This window comes from Micromonospora sp. WMMA2032, assembly GCF_002688545.1.
GTDB classification, from domain to species: Bacteria; Actinomycetota; Actinomycetes; order Mycobacteriales; family Micromonosporaceae; genus Micromonospora; species Micromonospora sediminicola.
The window spans coordinates 4106869-4124895 of sequence record NZ_CP024052.1; the positions used below are offsets into that span (position 1 = coordinate 4106869).

The window sequence follows — 18027 nt, forward strand, 5'->3', positions numbered from 1 at the left end:
TTCTCGCCTCCAGAAGGCTCGGGTGCCAGGCGGCGACCGGTCAGCGAGCCCGGGGTGTCAGGCTAACAAGTAGTGACGACGGGACCGGCAGGGGTTCGTCGAGAAGCAGGAGGCTCCTTCGTGTACGACGTGGTGCTGCTCACCCTCGGCTCGGAGCGGGACGCTCCCGGCGGAGGCTGTGGCAGTGGCGGGGCCTGCTGCGGTGGCACGGACGACGGTGTCGCCACGACCGACCCGGAACGCTGCGAGACGCCCCGCGTGCCGGTGCTGGCCTGCGCGGACGCGCTGACCGCCCGCGGTGCCCGGGTGACCACGGCGACCGCCCGCTCGGACGCCGAGATCGACGAGGTGCTGGCCCGCCTGGACGGCCCGGCCCGCCCCGACGGCCTCACCTGGCCCGACCAGGACGGCAAGACCCGGCTGGTGGTGGCCACGGCCAGTGACGCTCAGTTGCGCGCCGTGCTGCGCCGCATGGTGCGCCGGTACGCCCCGCCGCCCAGCCGCCGCCCGGCGGACCTGGCCGGGAACCGGACGCTGCCCGACCTGCCCCCGGTGGGCGTACTCCCGCTGGACCCTGCCCGGTCCGGCGCGGCGCGGGACCTGGCCGCGCAGCTCGGGCTGCCGCGCGACCCGGCGGCCGTGGCGGCGGCGGTGCTCGACGGCACGGCGCGCCGGCTGGACCTGCTGCGCAACGACGGCGGTTCGGTGACGCTGGACGGCGCGCTGCTCGGCGCCGCCGACGACGCCGGCCGACCGCTGCACTGGCGGGCCCGCGTCGAGGTCGACGGCACGGTGCTCAGCGACGGCAGCGAGCCGATCACGGCCTGCGCGATCGGGAACGCCGGCGGCTACGCGCGCCTCGGCGAGGTGGACCTGCTGGCCGACCCGGACCCGACCGACGGCCGGGTGGCGGTGGCCGTGGCCGTGCCCGTGGTGACCCGGTCCGCGTTGGGCCGGAAGAAGGTCCGGCTGGAGGTACGCCGGGCCCGGGGACGGGCGGTGGCGGTCGTGCCCCGCGACGAGAAGGTGCCCTTCCTCGACGACGGTGTCGAGGGCGAGTTGAGCCGGAAGCGGTCCTGGTGGACCGAGCCCGGCGCCTGGGCGGTCTGGGCGGGCTGACCCCGGTCGATCCTCGCCCGGGTGGCCCGGCTGACCGGACCGCCTATCCTCGGCGGGGGGGAATGGGGAGGAACCGTGGTGCACGAGAACGACGACCCGGCACACGTGCCGGGCCGACCGCAGGTGCCGGAGCGGGACGTCGAACCGCTCTGGCCGCCCGAGGAGACCGACGGCGTGGTCACCGCGCCGCCCTGGGCGGCACCGGTCCAGCCGAACATGCCCTGGCCGCTCCCGTTCGGCGAGGCTCCCCCGCCGCCGCCGCCGGTCGTCCCGGCGCCCGAGGTGACCCGCCCGGTAGAGCCGGTTCCGCCGCCGGTCGTCCCGGCACCCGAGGTGACCCGCCCGGCGGAGCCGGTGCCGCCGCCGGGCGTCCCGGTGCCCGACGCGACCCGCCCGCTGCCGGTCGACCTGGACCTCCCGTTCACGCTCGACCAGCCGGCCCCGGGCACCCCGCCGGCGCCGCGCGTCGACGCCCCGACGGCGGCGGCCACCCACGGGCCGCCGACCGTGCCCGGTTCCGGCGCGCCCACGTCCGGGGCCGACGACGCGCCGCCCGCCGCGCCCGGGACCGACGCGCCCACCTCCGGGACCGACGCGCTGCCCGGCGCGCCCGTGTCCGGGATCGACAGCGACGCGGCCGTGAACGGGCGGGCCGAGTCCCCGTGGGCGCAGCCGCCCCAGCGCGCCGCGTCCGAGACCGCCGGCCCGACGAACCCCGCCGACACCGCAACCGCCGCCGGCGGACCGGCAGCCCCGAACCCCGGGCCGGCGACCGCGGGTCCCGGACCGACAGCCATGGTCCCCGCGCATCCCGGCCCCGCGAGCCCTGACCCCGCGAACCCCGGACCCCCGGGCCCCGGACCCGCACCCGGCCCCGGCCCCGGACCCGGCCCCGGACCCGCGGGCACGGAACCGTCGACCGCCGGGCCGGTGCCCCCCGGGCCCGTCAGCGCCTGGCCGGCCACCGGTTCGGCTCCGGTCCCGTCGCCGTCGACGGACGGGCCGGGCGGGTCCGCGGAGGAGGGCGCGCCCCGACTCGGCCCGTTCCCGCCGTCGCCGGGCGTACCGATGCAGCAGCCGCCCTACGGCAACGGCGCCGCCTACCCGCCGCCGGGGTACCCGCCGCAACCCGGCCAGCCCGGCTGGTACCCGCCCGGCTGGCCGCACCAGAACCCCACGCCGCACCAGAGCCCCGGGCCACACCAGGCCGGAGCGCCGCACCAGGCCGGAGCGCCACACCAGGCCGGAGCGCCACACCAGGCCGGAGCGCCGCACCAGGCCGGACCCGTCCAGCCGCACACGCCGCCGGCTCCCGGCCCGGGCGGCGCGCCCCCGCAGCCGCCGTACCCGGAGCAGGGCTGGACGCCGCAGCAGGCGGCGCCGCCGACCGCCGAGGACTTCGCCCGCCGCCGCCAGGCCCGACCGGTCGACCCGGTGGCCACCATGGGGGTACGCGCGGTGGTGAACCGGATGGGGCTGGTCCGGCTCGCGCCCGGCCGCCACGAGCAGGAGGTGAAGCGGGACATCGAGATGGTCCGCCGCAACTTCGGCGGACTGCGCCAGGTCACCGTGGTCAACCCCAAGGGCGGCGCCGGCAAGACGGTGGCCATCCTGCTGCTCGCCATGACGTTCGGCCAGAAGCGCGGCGGGTACGTGCTGGCCTGGGACAACAACGAGACCCAGGGCACCCTCGGCATGCGGGCGCAGCAGGACTTCCACGCCCGGACGGTCCGGGACATGCTGCGTGACCTCGCCCAGTTCCAGGGTCCGCACGGTCGCGTCGGCGACCTGTCGCAGTACGTCCGCTCGCAGGGCGAGGGCATGTTCGACGTGCTCGCCTCGGACGAGTCCGCGACCGGCGGCGAGATGCTGACCGCCGCCGCGTTCGCCGAGATCCGCGAGGTGGTCAGCCGCTTCTACAAGCTGATCTTCGTGGACACCGGCAACAACGTCCGGGCGCAGAACTGGCAGGCCGCCATGGACGCCACCGACCAGCTCGTGGTCACCATGTCGGCGCGGAACGACTCGGCCGAGACCGCCGCCCGGATGCTCGACCACCTGGAGCAGAGCGGCCGGCAACGGTTGGTCCGGCAGGCGGTCACGGTGGTCTCGATGCCGCCGTCCCGCAAGGAGATCGACCTGCCGGCCATCCAGGCGCACTTCGCCGCACGTACCCGGGCGGTGCTGCTGGCGCCGTACGAGCGGCTCATCGACACCGGCGAGCCGCTGCGGTACGGCCAGCTCTCCTCCGCGACGCGGGACGCCTGGTTGAAGATCGCCGCGTCGGTGGCGGAAGGGCTGTAGGACGGGCGCGACGGCCGGTGCCCGGGTCGGGACCGGCCGTCGCGGTAGTGGTCAGGCGCTGGCCAGCGCGTCCCCGGCGGCCGGGTCGCAGTCGCGGAGGAACTGGGCGCAACGGGCGGCCTCATCCGCCTCGCCGATCTCGCCGGCGGCCCGGGAGAGCACGTAGAGGCAGCGCAGGAAGCCCTGGTTCGGAGCGTGCGACCAGGGCACCGGGCCGTGCCCCTTCCAGCCGCTGCGACGCAGCTGGTCGAGGCCCCGGTGGTAGCCGGTGCGGGCGTACGCGTACGCCGGGACGACCTGGCCCGCGGCGAGCGCGCGACCGGCCAGCGCCCCCCAGGCCGCGCTGTAGGTCGGGAAGCGGGCCGCGACCTCGGCGTACGCCTCGTCGGTGCCCTGCTCGACCGCCGTCGCCAGCGTGGCGTCGGCCTCCTCGTCGGCCGGGAGCAGGGTGGCCGGGGGCTCAGGCAACAGGTTCTGCATCGCCCCATTCAACCCGCTTCGCCCTGGGGCGCGCGAGGGGGTCGGGCGGGTCGGGTGGCTGAACGGCTGAGGGTTTCGTCACGCCTGCGGCGGGAGCGGACGTACCCGCGGCCCATGCCGCCGGCGTGGTTCTTGCACTACAACTACAGATCCGGAGCCTCCCCAGGACCCGGTTACGCAGGAGCCCGGCGGCGTGCCCGCCGGGCTCCTGTCCGTACCGCCCGGGTTTGCGACGTTGCCCGCCCGGGGCAGGATGATCGGGTGCCGACCCCACCACCCGCGGACGTCATCGAGCCGCACGCGCCTCACGTCGACGAGGTCCAGACCCGCACCGAGTTCGACCGGCGGCTGGCCGGGGGAACCCTCGCCGGCCTGACCGTGCAGGGCCTCCGCCTCGACCTGGACCCGGTCCCCGACCTGCGCGCCGTCGACGTCGCCGGCACGCTCTTCGTGGGCTGCCGGTTCGCCGACCGGGAGGTGGGCGCCGACCTGGTCCGGCGCGGCGCCAACGTGGTCCCGCCGTTCTCCGGCCTGCCCTACCCGACCCAGCCGTCCCACCTCTACACGGCCGACGAACTGGCCGCCGGCTTCGCCGAGGGCGGGTTCACCCAGATGTACGACACCCGGGTGTACGCGCACTTCCGGGCGCACGGCGGGGCCCTGCCGGACGTCCGGGAGGCGCTCGGCCAACGGCTGCACGACCACGGCGTGGACAACGCGCTCGCCGACGCCACCCGCGCCTGGCTGGCCGTGCACGGCCCGCAGTCGGTGGTGGGCGTGATGGGCGGACACGCGGTCCCGCGCGGCAGCGTCGCGTACCGGATGGCGGCGGTGCTGGGCTGGGAGCTGGCGCGGGCCGACCGGCTGGTGGTGACCGGCGGCGGTCCGGGCGTGATGGAGGCGGCGAACCTGGGCGCGTTCCTCGCCGCCTGGCCGGCGGACGAGCTGTCCGCCGCGATCGACCTGCTCGCCGTCGCGCCGGACTTCACCGACCACGACCGCTACACGGCGGCGGCGCTGGCGGTGCGCAAGCGGTACGCGGACGGCCCGTCGCTGCCCTCACCCCGACCGGCGGCGCCCGACACGGAGTGGGCCCGGTCCGGCGGGCTGGCCATCCCCACCTGGCTGTACGGCCACGAGCCGGCGAACCTGTTCGCGGGCCGGATCGCCAAGTACTTCTCCAACGCCATCCGGGAGGACACCATCCTGCGCCTGGCCCGGGGCGGGATCGTGTTCGCGCCCGGCCGGGCCGGCACGGTGCAGGAGGTGTTCCAGGCGGCCACCAAGACGTTCTACGGCACCGACGGGGCGAGCGGGGCGTACGTCTTCCTCGACCGCGCGTTCTGGACCGCCGAGCTGCCGGTCGAGTCGCTGCTGCGGCCGCTCTTCGCCGCCTCCCCGTTCGGCGACCTGTCGCACACGATCCACCTCACCGACGACGTCCGCGAAGCCGTCGCGCTGCTCGTGCGCTGACCGTGCAAGGAAGGGCCCCTTGTTAACGCCTGCGGTAGAGGAAGGGCCCCTTGTTAACAGCGAGCTGTTAAGAAGGGGCCCTTCCTTACATCAGGGGTGTCACTTCATGGTGGTGCCGGTGGAGCGCAGGTGCTCGCAGGCCTCCACCACGCGGGCGGCCATGCCGGCCTCGGCGGCCTTGCCCCAGACGCGCGGGTCGTACATCTTCTTGTTGCCGACCTCGCCGTCGACCTTCAGCACGCCGTCGTAGTTGCGGAACATGTGGTCCGCGACCGGGCGGGAGAACGTGTACTGGGTGTCGGTGTCGATGTTCATCTTCACCACGCCGTAGTCCAGCGCCTCCCGGATCTCCGACAGCAGCGAGCCGGAACCGCCGTGGAAGACCAGGCTGAGCGGCTTCTCCTTGCCGTACTTGGCACCGACCGCGTCCTGGATCTGCTTGAGCACCTCGGGGCGGAGCTTCACGTTGCCCGGCTTGTAGACGCCGTGCACGTTGCCGAAGGTCAGCGCCGCCATGTAGCGGCCCTTCTCGCCCAGGCCCAGCGCCTCGACCATGGCCAGGCCGTCCTCGACGGTGGTGTAGAGCTTGTCGTTGATGGCGTTCTCGACGCCGTCCTCCTCGCCACCGACGACGCCGACCTCGATCTCCAGGACGATCTTGCCCTTGGCGGCCTCGGCGAGGAGCTGCTCGGCGATCTCCAGGTTCTCCGCCACCGGCACGGCCGAGCCGTCCCACATGTGCGACTGGAACAGCGGCTCCTGGCCGTTCTTGACGCGCTCCTGGGAGATCGCCATCAGCGGCCGGACGAACTTGTCCAGCTTGTCCTTCGGGCAGTGGTCGGTGTGCAGCGCGATGTTCACCGGGTACTTCTTGGCCACCTCGTGCGCGTACGCGGCGAACGCGCTCGCGCCGGTCACCATGTCCTTGATCGACGGGCCGGACAGGTATTCCGCGCCGCCGGTGGAGACCTGGATGATGCCGTCGCTCTCCGCGTCGGCGAAGCCCTTGAGCGCCGCGTTCAGCGTCTGCGAGGAGGTCACGTTGATCGCGGGGTACGCGTACCGGCCGGCCTTGGCCCGGTCCAGCATCTCCGCGTAAGCCTCGGGGGAAGCGATGGGCATGTCGAACGCTCCTTACTTACCGCTCTCGGCCGTGCAGGCCGCTGTCTTCCATGGAGGCGGCCGTTCCGGCCGCTGACTTCCACGGGTACGCCGGACCGCGCTGTCCACCGCGGGCAGTATCCCGTAGGAGCGCCGGCAGGGCACAACCGACCCGGCGCCGGCTCACCGCTCCTCCAGGCGGTCCGGCACGACGACGCTGATCAGCCAGCTCACCACGGCGACCACGATGGCCCCCCAGAAGGCGGCCCAGAAGCCGTCCACGTGGAAGGGCAGCTTCAACAGGCCGGCGATCCAGTCGGTGAGCAGGAACAGCAGGGCGTTCACCACGAGCGCGAACAGACCGAGCGTGAGCAGGTAGAACACGCAGCCGAACACCTTGATGAGCGGCTTGAGCACGGCGTTGACCACGCCGAAGACGAGCGCCACCACGATCAGGGTGAACACGGTGGTGCCACCGTTGCGGCCGGTCACCTCCACCCCGGGCACGATCAGCGTGGTGACCCACAACGCGATCGCGGTGATCGCCAGTCGGATCAGGAAGCCCACGGGACCATCCTGGCAGGGGCCACGCGCCGGGGAGGGGACAATCGCCGACTCCACCGTTCCGCCCGGCGCCGAGCGGAGGCCCGGACCAGCCCGTACGGTGGTGGTGGCAGACGCCCGCACGAGACGCAGGGAGGGACGATGGGTCAGCCCGACGAGGACTTCGCCCCGAGTGACCACCTCGCTCCGGAGGAGCGGGATCTCGAGGCGGAGCCGGCCGACGCGGTCGAGCAGGCCGCCTCGGCCACCCCGGACGACACCGACGGCGAGCCGCACCGGGGCCTGGAGGTCGCCGACTGGGACGCGATGGAGCAGGCCCGGGTGGTCACCGCCGACGAGGACGACTACCGCTGACGCAGGGGCGTGACGTGGTCCGGGTGGGCGGCGGTCCAGCCGGCCACCCGGTCCGTGCGTAGCGCGTCCAGGAAGCCCGGGGCGAGCGTCGGGTCCGGCTGTTCGAAGCCGCGGTCCGTCCAGTCCTCGTAGCGGATCGGCAGGCCGAGCGCGACCGGCTCGGCGGCGGCGGCCCGCGCGACCACCGACAGCAGCAGCGGCAGGGACGTCCCACCGGTGTCGACGGTCAGCCCCGGGCCGATCTCACCGACCAACCGGCCGAGCCGCGCCGGGTCGGTCAGTGTGCCCCGCTCCCGCACCTGCCGCAGCAGGCCGGCCGCGTACCGGGTGGCGTTGCGGTCCCGGTCCAGCCCGCCCTCGCGCAGGCCGTACCGCTGGCGGAGCAGGTCCACCGCCCGGGTGCCGTCGAGCCGCTGGCAGCCGGCCGGGAACCGGCGGTCGGTGTGCACCGAGCGCACCGGCGCCGGCAGGCAGACCGGCACGCCGCCGACCTCGTCGGTCAGCTCGCGGGTCGCGGCGTAGGTCAGCACCGCGCCGGCGTCGACGCGTACCCCGGTCAGCCGGGTGACCGCCTGGCGGGTGGCCCGGTAGCCGGCGGCCAGGTCCCCCGACGCGGCGGCCCGGGAGAAGGTCGCGTTGATCTTGCCGGTGGTCCCGTCCGGCATGGGCACCAGCAGGTCGCGCGGGATGGAGACGAGGTAGATCCGGCTCCGGTCGGCCGGCACGTGCACCAGCAGGATCGAGTCGGCCCGCCGGTCCGGGCCCGCCTGGTCGACGCCGAGCAGCAGCACGTTCATCGCCCCCGTGGGGATGGACGTCGGCGCGGCGGCCGGCGGGGCGGGTGCCGGCGGCCGGGGCGCGACCACGGTGAACCCGACCAGCGCCGTCGCGGTGACCGCCAGCGCGGTGCCGGCGAGGCGCACCCGGCGACGACGGCGACGGCGACGCACCACCGCCTGGTCGATGGCGGCGCGGACCGGGCCGGTCGGCGGGGCCAGCTCCTCGTGGCGGGCGAACGCCGCCCGCAGCTCGTCCTCGGTCATGAGCAGACCTCCACGTGTTCGGCTCGGAGGGTGGCCAGGGCGCGCGAGATGCTGGACCGGACGGTGCCGACCGCGCAGCCGAGCACCTCGGCGATCTCCGCGTCGGGCAGGTCCTCGTAGTAGCGCAGCACCAGCGCCGCGCGCTGCCGGCGCGGCAGCCCGGACAGCCAGGTCCAGACCTGGTCCCGGTCCACCGCGGACTGCGCGTGGTCCGCCGGTGCCGGCACCGTCTCGTCCGGCTCGCCGCGCAGCAGCACCCGACGGGCCCACGAGCCGCGCCGCCAGTCGACGAACTGGTTGGTCAGCATCCGGCGCACGTACCGTTCCGGCACGTCGCTGCGCGCCACCCGGCGCCAGTTCAGCTGGACCCGGACCATGGTCTCCTGCACCAGGTCCTGGGCCTGGTGCGGGTCACCGGTCAGCATGACCGCATACCGCAGCAGGGCGCCCAGCCGCGCGTCGGCGAACTCCTCGTACGTCACTGCACCTCCCGGTGTCCCGATTGGTGGACGGGTACGGGCGGCCGGAACGTTGCGGCAACCGTGATCAACCGTTCGGTCAATGTTCGCCGACCGGGGCAGCGGGTCGACTTAAGGAATCTTTAAGCTCCACGGGCTCCACCTGATCACCCCCACGGGAGGACCCCCCTCATGCTCAGCAACTCCACCCGGCGCTGGCTCGCCGGGTTGGGCGTCGCAGGCGCGTTCGTCGCCGCCTCCGCCACCTCCGCCGCGGCCGCGGATCCGGCCGTTCAGCTTGCGCTCTACTTCCCGAACACCACCGTCGCCCTTGACAGTGAGGGCAAGGTCGAGACGCCCTACATCTACGCCAGTGAGCCGGTCGTGGTGAACAACCTGACCGTTCGCTACGACTACTCCGGGCTCGCCGGCAAGGCGAAGATCACCCCGGAGATCGCGGGCGACTGCACCACCCCGGAGAAGAACGTCCTGCTCTGCCAGGAGCACTTCGAGGTCGGTATCGACGAGTGGGGCATGGCCGGCCTGCTCAACATCAACATCGCGCCGGTCGACGGCGCGAAGGACGGCGACTCCGGCGACCTCAAGGTCACGGTCAGCGCCGACGGCGTGACCTCGGCCAGCCACACCGCCAAGGTGAAGGTCGGCGAGAGCGTCGACCTCGCCGGCGGCCCCGAGGTGACCCGCACCGCCGCCCCGGGTGGCTCCTTCACCGCGCCGCTCGCCCTGCGCAACGCCGGTGAGACGACCGCCAAGGGCGCCGTGGTGGTCTTCGACCAGGACTACGGCATCCGGACCAGCAAGCACTACAGCAACTGCACCTACGCCGAGGACTGGCTGCGCACCTGCACCTTCCCCGACCTCTCCGTGGCGGCCGGCGAGACCTTCGCGGCGACCGTGCCCTACACGGTGGCCAAGGACGCGTACGCCCCCGGCGCCGACTACGCGTACCACAACTGGATGACGGTCGCGGAGTTCGACGACTTCGTCGACTACCTGGACAGCCGGGACATCTCCGTCGGCGAGCCGGGCACCGACGGGCCGCTGGTGCTCACCAAGCAGTCCTCCGTGCAGGCGCGGTCCTTCCAGGCCGACCCGAACCCGGAGAACAACTGGTCCGGCATGGAGGTCAAGATCACCGGGAAGAACGGCGTCGACCTCGCCGCCATCGGTGACTCGGTGACCGGCAAGGCCGGCGACGTGGTCAAGGCGACCGTGGGCGTCCGCAACAACGGTCCCGCCACGCTCGACTTCGGCCGGAGCGGATCGTCCGTCACCAAGATCGACTTCACCGTTCCGACCGGGACCACCGCGGTCGAGGTGGCCGACAACTGTGTGCCGCTCAAGGACAACGAGGGTGACTGGGAGGAGCCGGGCACCCCGGGCGCCAAGGCCTACCGCTGCTACACGGGCATCTTCCTGAAGGCCGGCGAGGAGCAGACCGTCGAGTTGGGCCTCCGCATCGACAAGGTGATCCCGAACGCGACCGGCGCCGTGGTCATCAACGCCAAGTGCGAGTGCGACGGCTTCCAGGACGACACCAACAAGGCCAACGACGCCGCGAAGCTCGTGGTGAACGCCGCTCCGGGTGGCGACGGCGGCCAGGGTGGCGGTGACGGCGGCACGCTGCCGATCACCGGTTCCTCCACCGGCCTGATCGCCGGCATCGGCGCGCTGCTGCTCGCCGCCGGCTTCGGCGGCTACGTGGTGGCCCGCCGCCGCAAGACCCGCTTCGTCGCCTGACCAAGCACACCGAGGTGCCCCGCCGACCACCCGGTCGGCGGGGCACCGCCGTATCCAGAGCACCACGACAGAAGAACCACGAAGCAGCACGGGCGGCAAGAGCGTGACCACGTCAGGTTTCCGGGGAGCCCGACCCGCGCAGGGATCAAGCCTGACCGCCCGGAGCGGGTCGGGCTCCCCGGAAACCCCCACGACAGAGCAAAGAGATCAAGGGAGCATCAACCACGTGCTGCTGACCCTCACCACGACCCACCGTCCCGCGACCGACCTCGGCCACCTCCTCGTGAAGCACCCGGACCGCGTGCAGAGCTTCGACCTGCCCGCCGGCGTCGCGCACGTGTTCTACCCCGAGGCGGACGAGGCGCGGTGCACGGCGGCGCTGCTGGTCGAGGTCGACCCGCTGAAGCTGGGCGCCGGTCGGGGCCGCCGGCAGGCGACCGCGCCGGAGGGCTTCACCCTCGGGCAGTACGTCAACGACCGCCCGTACGCGGCGTCCAGCCTGCTCTCCTCCGCGCTGGCGAAGGTCTTCCGCTCGGCGCTGCGCGGCGAGTCGCGGGACCGCGCGGAGCTGGCCGCCACCGCGATCCCGCTGACCGTACGGGTGCCGGTGCTGCGCTGCCGGGGCGGCGCGGAGCTGGCGGTACGGGTGTTCGCCCCGCTCGGCTGGACCGTGACGGCCACGCCGATCCCGCTCGACGAGACGTACCCGGAATGGGGTGACAGCCGGTACGTCGACCTGACGCTGACCGGCACGCTGCGCCTCGCCGACGCCCTCAACCACCTGTACGTGCTGCTGCCCGTGCTGGACGACGCCAAGCACTACTGGGTCGCGCCGGACGAGGTGGACAAGCTGCTGCGGGCCGGCTCCGGCTGGCTGGCCGACCACCCGGAGCGGGGCCTGATCACCCGGCGCTACCTGGCGCACCGGCGGGCTCTGGCCGGTACGGCACTGGCCCGCCTGGCCGAGCTGCGCCTGGCCGACGAGCCCGACGCCGACGACAGCATCGACCCGACCGCCGACGACGCCGGCGCGGCCGGGGACCCGCGACGGGTCCCACTGGCCGCACAGCGGCGGGAGGCGGTGCTCGCCGCGCTGCGGGACAGCGGCGCGAGTCGGGTCGTGGACCTGGGTTGCGGTGGTGGCGCGCTGCTCACCGCGCTGGTCGCCGACCGGCGGTTCACCGAGGTGGTCGGCGTCGACGTCTCCGACCGGGCGCTCGGCCTGGCCGCCCGCCGGTTGCGGCTGGACCGGCTGCCCGAGCGGCAGCGGGACCGGATCCACCTGCGACAGTCCGCGCTGACCTACCGGGACGACCGGTTGCGCGGCTACGACGCGGCGGTGCTGATGGAGGTGGTGGAGCACCTCGACCCGCCGCGACTGCCGGCGCTGGAGGACGCGGTGTTCGGTCACGCCCGACCGGGCACCGTGGTGGTGACCACCCCGAACGTCGAGTACAACGTCCGCTACGAGGGGTTGGCGCCGGGTCGGTTCCGGCACGCCGACCACCGGTTCGAGTGGACCCGGGCGGAGTTCGCCGCCTGGGTCGAGCGGGTGGCGGCGGCGCACGGCTACACGGCCACCATCACCGGGGTGGGCGACGCCGACCCGGAGGTGGGCACCCCGACCCAGCTGGCGGTGCTGACCCGCAACGACCGGAAGGAGGAGACGACCCGATGACCGTCCTGGACATTCCCGAACTCGCCCTGGTGGCGCTGGTCGGCGTCTCCGGCTCCGGCAAGTCCACGTTCGCCCGCCGGCACTTCGCGGCCAGCCAGGTGCTCTCCTCGGACACCTTCCGTGGCCTGGTGGCGGACGACGAGAACGACCAGTCCGCGTCCGGCGACGCGTTCGACGCGCTGCACCACGTGGCCGGGATCCGGCTGCGGCGGGGCCGGCTGACCGTGGTCGACGCGACCAACCTCCAGCCGCACGCCCGGGCCGGGCTGATCCGGGTGGCCCGGGAGCACGACGTGCTGCCGGTGGCGATCGTGCTGGACGTGCCGGAGGCGGTGGCCTGGGAGCGCACCGAGGCCCGCGCCGACCGGACGCACGGCCGGCAGGTGCTCACCCGGATGCGCCGCGACCTGCGGCAGTCGTACGGGCGGCTGGCCCGCGAGGGCTTCCGCAAGGTGCACGTGCTGCGCGGGGTGGAGGAGATCGATACCGCGGAGATCCGCTTCGAGCGGCTGTTCAACGACCGGCGGGAGCTGACCGGCCCGTTCGACGTGGTCGGGGACGTGCACGGCTGCCGCGCCGAGCTGGAGACGCTGCTGTCCCGGCTCGGCTACGTGCTGCGGCACGACGACGCGGGCCGCCCGGTGGACGCGGCGCACCCGTCGGGGCGTACCGCGGTGTTCGTGGGTGACCTGGTCGACCGCGGCCCGGACTCGCCCGGCGTGCTCCGCCTGGTCATGGGCATGGTGGCGGCCGGCCACGCGATCTGCGTGCCGGGCAACCACGAGCAGAAGCTGCTGCGCAAGCTGCGCGGCCGGGACGTCCGGCTCACCCACGGCCTGGCCGAGACGATGGAGCAGCTCGCCGCCGAGACGCCGGAGTTCGTCGCCGAGGCGGAGACGTTCATCGACGGTCTGGTCAGCCACTACGTGCTGGACGGCGGGCGGCTCGTGGTGGCGCACGCCGGCCTGAAGGAGGCCTACCACGGCCGGGCGTCCGGCCGGGTGCGGTCGTTCGCGCTCTACGGCGAGACCACCGGCGAGACCGACGAGTACGGCCTGCCGGTGCGCTACCCGTGGGCCCGCGACTACCGGGGCTCGGCCATGGTCGTGTACGGGCACACCCCGACGCCCGAGCCGGAGTGGATCAACAACACCATCTGCCTGGACACCGGCTGCGTGTTCGGCGGCAAGCTGACCGCGCTGCGCTACCCGGAGAAGGAGCTGGTCGCGGTCCCGGCGGTGCAGGAGTGGTACGCCCCGGCCCGCCCGCTGGTGCCGCCCCCGCCGGCCCGCCCGGACACCGTGCTCGACCTGGCCGACGTGACCGGGCGGCGGCACCTCACCCACGCGTACGGGTCGCTGACCGTGCCGGCGGAGAACGCGGCCGCCGCGCTGGAGGTGATGAGCCGGTACGCGGTGGACCCGGGTCGGCTGGTCTGGTTGCCGCCGACCATGGCGCCCTGCTCGACGTCCACCGTCGAGGGGTTCCTGGAGCACCCGGCCGAGGCGTTCGCCGACTACCGTGCGGCCGGCGTCGACCGGGTGGTCTGCGAGGAGAAGCACATGGGCTCGCGGGCCGTGGTGCTGGTGGAACGGGAGCCGGGCCGGTTCGGCGGCGGCGCCGTGCACACCCGTACCGGTCGGCCGTTCTTCGGTCCGCCGCTCGACGACGAGCTGCTGGCCCGGGTGCGCGCGGCGGTCACCACCGCCGGCCTCTGGGCCGAGCTGGACACCGACTGGCTGCTGCTCGACGCGGAGTTGCTGCCGTGGTCGGCGAAGGCGGGCGGGCTGATCCGTGAGCAGTACGCCGGGGTGGGCGCGGCCGGCCGGGCGGCGCTGCCGGCGGTGCTCGCCACGCTGCACGCCGCCGCGGGGCGCGGCCTGCCGGTGACGGAGCTGCACGCCCGGACCGCCGAGCGGGCGGCCGAGGTGACCGCCTACTCGGCGGCGTACCGGGCGTACGTGGGTCGCACCGACGGGCTGCGCGGGGTGACGCTCGCGCCGTTCGCCGTGCTGGCCGGCGCGGGCACGAGCTACGCGGACCGGGACCACGGGTGGCACCTGGCGTTGGCCGACCGGCTCTGCGCGGCCGACCCGGAGTTCTTCACCCCGACGCGTCGGCGGGTGGTGGAGCTGGCCGACGAGGCGGCGGTGGCGGCCGCGACGGACTGGTGGCTGGCGCTGACCGGGTCCGGCGGCGAGGGCATGGTGGTCAAGCCGTACGCCGGCCCGGCCGCCCGCTCGCCGAAGGGCTCGCTGCTCCAGCCGGGGATCAAGTGCCGCGGTCGGGAGTACCTGCGGATCATCTACGGCCCCGGCTACACCGGGGCGGGTCAGCTCGCCGCGTTGCGGCGGCGCTCGCTGGGCCGCAAGCGCGGGCTGGCGCTGCGTGAGCACGGCCTGGGCCTGGCCGCCCTGGACGCGCTGGCCGAGGACGCCCCGCTCTGGCGCCGCCACGAGCTGGTCTTCGCGATCCTCGCCTGCGAGTCCGAACCCGTGGACCCGCGCCTGTAGACGACGGTGGGCCCGGTCCGGCGCGACGCCGGACCGGGCCCGGGTAACCTGTGTGGCCGTGGACACAGCTGAGAAGACCCGGATGATCTCCGAGAACGTGGCGCTGAACCCGCTCGATCCGAAGGACCTCATCCACACCTTCGGGATGATCGGCGTCTGGGCGATCCTGTTCGCCGAGACCGGCCTGCTGGTCGGGTTCTTCTTCCCGGGCGACTCGCTGCTCTTCCTGGCCGGGGTGGCCGCCTCCCCGGTGGCCGACGCGATCTTCGGCGACGGCACCCGGCTCTCGCTGGCCGGGCTGATGATCGGCGGCCCGCTCTGCGCGATCGCCGGCGCCCAGCTCGGGCACTGGCTCGGCGCACGCTACGGCCGGCGCATGTTCGACAAGCCCAACTCCCGCCTCTTCAAGCGGGAGTACGTGGAGAAGGCGGAGTACTACTTCCAGAAGTTCGGCCCGGCCAAGGCCGTGGTGCTGGCCCGCTTCATCCCGATCGTCCGGACGTTCCTCAACCCGGTGGCCGGCGTGCTCGGCATGCCGGCCCGGCAGTTCTTCGTCTGGAACGTGGTCGGCGCGATCCTCTGGGTGGACGGCATCCTGCTGATCGGCTACCTGCTGGCCCGCCAGATCTACGACGCCATCGGCGACAAGATCGACCGGTACATCCTGCCGGTGGTCGCGCTGATCATCGTGATCTCGGTGCTGCCGATCTTCTTCGAGTTCCTCCGCGACCGGAAGGCGCGCAAGCGCGGCGAGGCGGTGGCGGTGATCGCGGCGGCGACCGCGGCCGGCGCGGTGGAGGCCGCCCGGGACGCCGTCGACGGCGACGACCACCCGCACGGGCACGGCGGGCAGCACCGCCGCTGACCGCGCGGACACCGAAGGCCGGCCCCCGGACGGGAGCCGGCCTTCGCACATGCGTGACCTGTCGAACCACTGGCACGGACGGCTTCAGCCGTCGCCGTGCGACTGGTGACGCCACCCCTGGCACGCCACCGGTCACCCGCACCCGGGCGGGACGGCCTGCCGGGTTCGGCGCGCGTGCCATCGCGCCGGGGCCTCGGCCGGCCGGCCCGTCCTCGGACGGGCCGTGGTTCAGCGAGCCTTCTTGGTGGCCCGCTTCCGCGGCGGGGTGAGCAGATCCGCGATCGTGGCGATCGCGGTCGGCACCAGCCGGTAGTACGCCCAGACCCCACGCTTCTCCCGCTCCAGCAAGCCGGCCTCGGTGAGGATGCGCAGGTGGTGGCTGACCGTCGGCTGCGAGAGGCCGAGCGGCGCGGTGAGGTCACACACGCACGCCTCCCCCTCGGGAGCCGACTGGATCAGGCTGAGCAGCCGGAGCCGGGCGGGGTCGGCGAGGGCCTTGAGGACCCCCGCCAGCCGCTCGGCGTCGGCGCGTTCGATCGGCTCGCCGGCAAGCGGCGAGATCTGAGGCATGGTCATTTCAGCCAACGCAGTTCCCACGTATTCCATCCTTCCACCAGCAGCATCGATCCGCCTGCATATCAGCAGATCCGAATCGGCAAACTTTTACGCCACAAGGCCGAGGTCAGCCAACGTATAGGCCGCCCGATACGGCAATCCGGCGGCTCGCACCGCGTCGCCGGCGCCTCGATCAACAATAACCGCCACGCCCACCACGTCGGCCCCGGCCTCACGCAACGCCTCGACCGCCGTCAACACGCTGCCACCCGTGGTCGAGGTGTCCTCCACCGCCAGGACCCGGCGACCCGCGACGTCCGGCCCCTCGATCCGGCGCTGGAGACCGTGCGCCTTACCCGCCTTACGGACCACGAACGCGTCCAACGGGCGGTCGGTGCCGGCCGAGGCGTGCAGCATCGCGCCCGCCACCGGATCGGCGCCCAGGGTCAGTCCACCGACCGCGTCGTACGACCAGTCGGCGGTGAGGTCGCACATCACCCGGCCGATCAGCGGGGCGGCCCGGTGATGGAGCGTGACGCGACGCAGATCGACGTACCAGTCCGCCTCACGGCCCGATGAGAGCACCACCCGACCGTGGACCACGGCCAGGTCAGTGATGAATTTACGCAGGTCGTCGTGGTCCCCCATGGCGATAGAGCGTACTTCGCAAGTCTGGACGCCGTCCGTGGGGTCCGCCCGGATCACCCGGCGGGCAACCGATGCTTGGCAATGTCCGGCTACTCTGCGCGACCGTCCATCCAGGGCCGGCGGCGCGGCCGGGCCGGTGGCGGGACCGCCGACCGTCAGCCGCGGGCCCGGTCGACCTTTCCCCGGGTGTCCCGGACGGCGCCGCGCAGCAACCGTTTCGGCGCGTGCCGCAGCCCGGCCACAGCCAGCTTGTACTTCCAGCTCGGCACGCTGACCAACTTGCCTTTGCCCAGGTCACGCAGCCCTTCGTCGACCACGTCGTCGGCCCGCAGCCACATCCACGCGGGCGTGCGCGACATGTCGATGCCGGCGCGTTCGTGGTAGCCGGTGCGGGTGTAGCCGGGGCAGAGCGCCATCACGCGTACGCCGAGCGGGGCCACCGACTGGCCGATCGACTCGCTGAAGTTCGTCACCCACGCCTTGCTGGCCGAGTACGTCGATCCCGGCATGGGCACGCCGAAACCCGCGACCGAAGAGACATTTATCACTGCCCCCTCACCCCGCTCGATCATCGGACCGAGGGCGGCGTGGGTCAGCCGGAGCACCGCCAGCACGTTGAGCCGGACCAGCCGGGCCTCGTCCGCGACGGTCGACCGGACGAACGGCGTGTTCAGACTGATCCCCGCGTTGTTCACCAGCAGCTCCACCGGCGGGCCGGCGGTCAACCGGCGTTCGACCACCGCACAACCGTCGTCGGTGGACAGATCGGCCGGGATCGTCTTCACCTCGCCGCCGTGCCGGCCGGCCAGCTCGGTCGCCAGGGCGTCGAGCCGGGCGAAGTCGCGGGCCACGAGCACGAGGTTCCAACCGTCCGCGGCGAGCCGGCGGGCGAACGACTCGCCGATGCCCAGACTGGCGCCGGTGACGAGGGCCCAGCGCCGGGAGGGGTGGGGGTCAACGGTCACGGGCGGTCCTCCGGGGGCGGCGTCGGCCCGGACGGCGGCGTCACCGGCGGGGCGGTCGGGGGTGGCGTCGGCCCGGTGGGGGCGGACGAGGGCGGCATCGGCCCGGGCGGAGCCGACGACGGCGGCATCGGCCCGGGCGGAGCCGA

Annotated in this window: 16 protein-coding genes; 8 read left to right on the forward strand and 8 right to left on the reverse strand. The window is 73.8% G+C overall.

The genetic code is table 11. The annotated features are described in order from the left end of the window. Nucleotides 1-120: 120 nt before the first annotated feature. Together CO540_RS18950 and CO540_RS18955 are read left to right on the forward strand one after the other, a co-directional pair. Nucleotides 121-1119 (forward strand): hypothetical protein, encoded by a 999-nt coding sequence (locus CO540_RS18950; protein WP_099163080.1) that lies wholly within the window; start codon nucleotides 121-123, stop codon nucleotides 1117-1119. Nucleotides 1120-1194: 75 nt separating this feature from the next. Next, nucleotides 1195-3423, forward strand: coding sequence for a chromosome partitioning protein (locus tag CO540_RS18955; RefSeq protein ID WP_099163081.1), 2229 nt, complete (start codon nucleotides 1195-1197; stop codon nucleotides 3421-3423). Between the two features lie 51 nt (nucleotides 3424-3474). Here CO540_RS18955 and CO540_RS18960 read toward each other — a convergent pair whose 3' ends face one another. Next, nucleotides 3475-3903, reverse strand: a complete 429-nt coding sequence (locus tag CO540_RS18960) for a DUF3151 domain-containing protein (RefSeq protein WP_091565804.1) — start codon at nucleotides 3901-3903, stop codon at nucleotides 3475-3477. A gap of 261 nt (nucleotides 3904-4164) precedes the next feature. Between CO540_RS18960 and CO540_RS18965 the strand changes: the two genes are divergently transcribed. Further along, the gene (locus CO540_RS18965) at nucleotides 4165-5376 is read left to right on the forward strand and encodes an LOG family protein (RefSeq protein ID WP_099163082.1); all 1212 of its coding nucleotides are present in this window, start codon (nucleotides 4165-4167) and stop codon (nucleotides 5374-5376) included. A 99-nt stretch (nucleotides 5377-5475) separates the two neighbouring features. Here the strand turns inward: CO540_RS18965 and fbaA are convergent, their stop codons facing one another. Beyond that, nucleotides 5476-6498 carry a class II fructose-bisphosphate aldolase gene (fbaA, locus tag CO540_RS18970; protein ID WP_091565811.1) on the reverse strand — a complete coding sequence of 341 codons (1023 nt, stop codon included), beginning with the start codon at nucleotides 6496-6498 and terminating at the stop codon, nucleotides 5476-5478. A gap of 162 nt (nucleotides 6499-6660) precedes the next feature. Then, nucleotides 6661-7044, reverse strand: coding sequence for a phage holin family protein (locus CO540_RS18975; protein ID WP_091565815.1), 384 nt, complete (start codon nucleotides 7042-7044; stop codon nucleotides 6661-6663). A 138-nt stretch (nucleotides 7045-7182) separates the two neighbouring features. Here CO540_RS18975 and CO540_RS18980 point away from each other — a divergent pair, with 138 nt between their 5' ends. Further along, entirely contained in the window at nucleotides 7183-7395 is a 213-nt protein-coding gene (locus CO540_RS18980; RefSeq protein ID WP_091565819.1) for a hypothetical protein, read from the forward strand. Here CO540_RS18980 and CO540_RS18985 read toward each other — a convergent pair. Together CO540_RS18985 and CO540_RS18990 are read right to left on the reverse strand one after the other, a co-directional pair. Further along, the gene (locus tag CO540_RS18985) at nucleotides 7386-8438 is read right to left on the reverse strand and encodes an LCP family protein (protein ID WP_099163083.1); all 1053 of its coding nucleotides are present in this window, start codon (nucleotides 8436-8438) and stop codon (nucleotides 7386-7388) included. The two genes, CO540_RS18980 and CO540_RS18985, sit on opposite strands and share 10 nt — an antisense overlap. Then, nucleotides 8435-8920 carry a SigE family RNA polymerase sigma factor gene (locus tag CO540_RS18990; RefSeq protein ID WP_099163084.1) on the reverse strand — a complete coding sequence of 162 codons (486 nt, stop codon included), beginning with the start codon at nucleotides 8918-8920 and terminating at the stop codon, nucleotides 8435-8437. Before CO540_RS18990 ends, CO540_RS18985 begins: the two co-directional genes overlap by 4 nt. A gap of 168 nt (nucleotides 8921-9088) precedes the next feature. Between CO540_RS18990 and CO540_RS18995 the strand changes: the two genes are divergently transcribed. The 4 genes from CO540_RS18995 (at nucleotide 9089) to CO540_RS19010 (ending at nucleotide 15713) form a co-directional block, all read left to right on the forward strand. Continuing rightward, entirely contained in the window at nucleotides 9089-10657 is a 1569-nt protein-coding gene (locus tag CO540_RS18995; RefSeq protein WP_099163085.1) for an LPXTG cell wall anchor domain-containing protein, read from the forward strand. A gap of 226 nt (nucleotides 10658-10883) precedes the next feature. Further along, entirely contained in the window at nucleotides 10884-12335 is a 1452-nt protein-coding gene (locus CO540_RS19000; RefSeq protein ID WP_099163086.1) for a 3' terminal RNA ribose 2'-O-methyltransferase Hen1, read from the forward strand. After that, the gene (locus CO540_RS19005) at nucleotides 12332-14848 is read left to right on the forward strand and encodes a polynucleotide kinase-phosphatase (RefSeq protein ID WP_099163087.1); all 2517 of its coding nucleotides are present in this window, start codon (nucleotides 12332-12334) and stop codon (nucleotides 14846-14848) included. Before CO540_RS19000 ends, CO540_RS19005 begins: the two co-directional genes overlap by 4 nt. A gap of 82 nt (nucleotides 14849-14930) precedes the next feature. Beyond that, nucleotides 14931-15713 (forward strand): DedA family protein, encoded by a 783-nt coding sequence (locus CO540_RS19010; RefSeq protein ID WP_091565846.1) that lies wholly within the window; start codon nucleotides 14931-14933, stop codon nucleotides 15711-15713. Between the two features lie 228 nt (nucleotides 15714-15941). On the opposite strand, the gene CO540_RS19015 is transcribed toward CO540_RS19010, so the two are convergent. The 3 genes from CO540_RS19015 to CO540_RS19025 all read right to left on the reverse strand — a co-directional run bounded on the left by CO540_RS19015 (nucleotide 15942) and on the right by CO540_RS19025 (nucleotide 17881). Beyond that, entirely contained in the window at nucleotides 15942-16319 is a 378-nt protein-coding gene (locus CO540_RS19015) for a helix-turn-helix transcriptional regulator (RefSeq protein ID WP_007073957.1), read from the reverse strand. 57 nt (nucleotides 16320-16376) lie between these two features. Next, nucleotides 16377-16916: an orotate phosphoribosyltransferase gene (gene pyrE / locus CO540_RS19020; RefSeq protein ID WP_091576739.1), complete on the reverse strand. Its 540-nt coding sequence runs from the start codon at nucleotides 16914-16916 to the stop codon at nucleotides 16377-16379. 155 nt (nucleotides 16917-17071) lie between these two features. Beyond that, a complete protein-coding gene (locus CO540_RS19025) occupies nucleotides 17072-17881 on the reverse strand; it encodes an SDR family oxidoreductase (protein WP_099163088.1) in 810 nt (269 codons plus the stop codon). Nucleotides 17882-18027 lie beyond the last annotated feature (146 nt).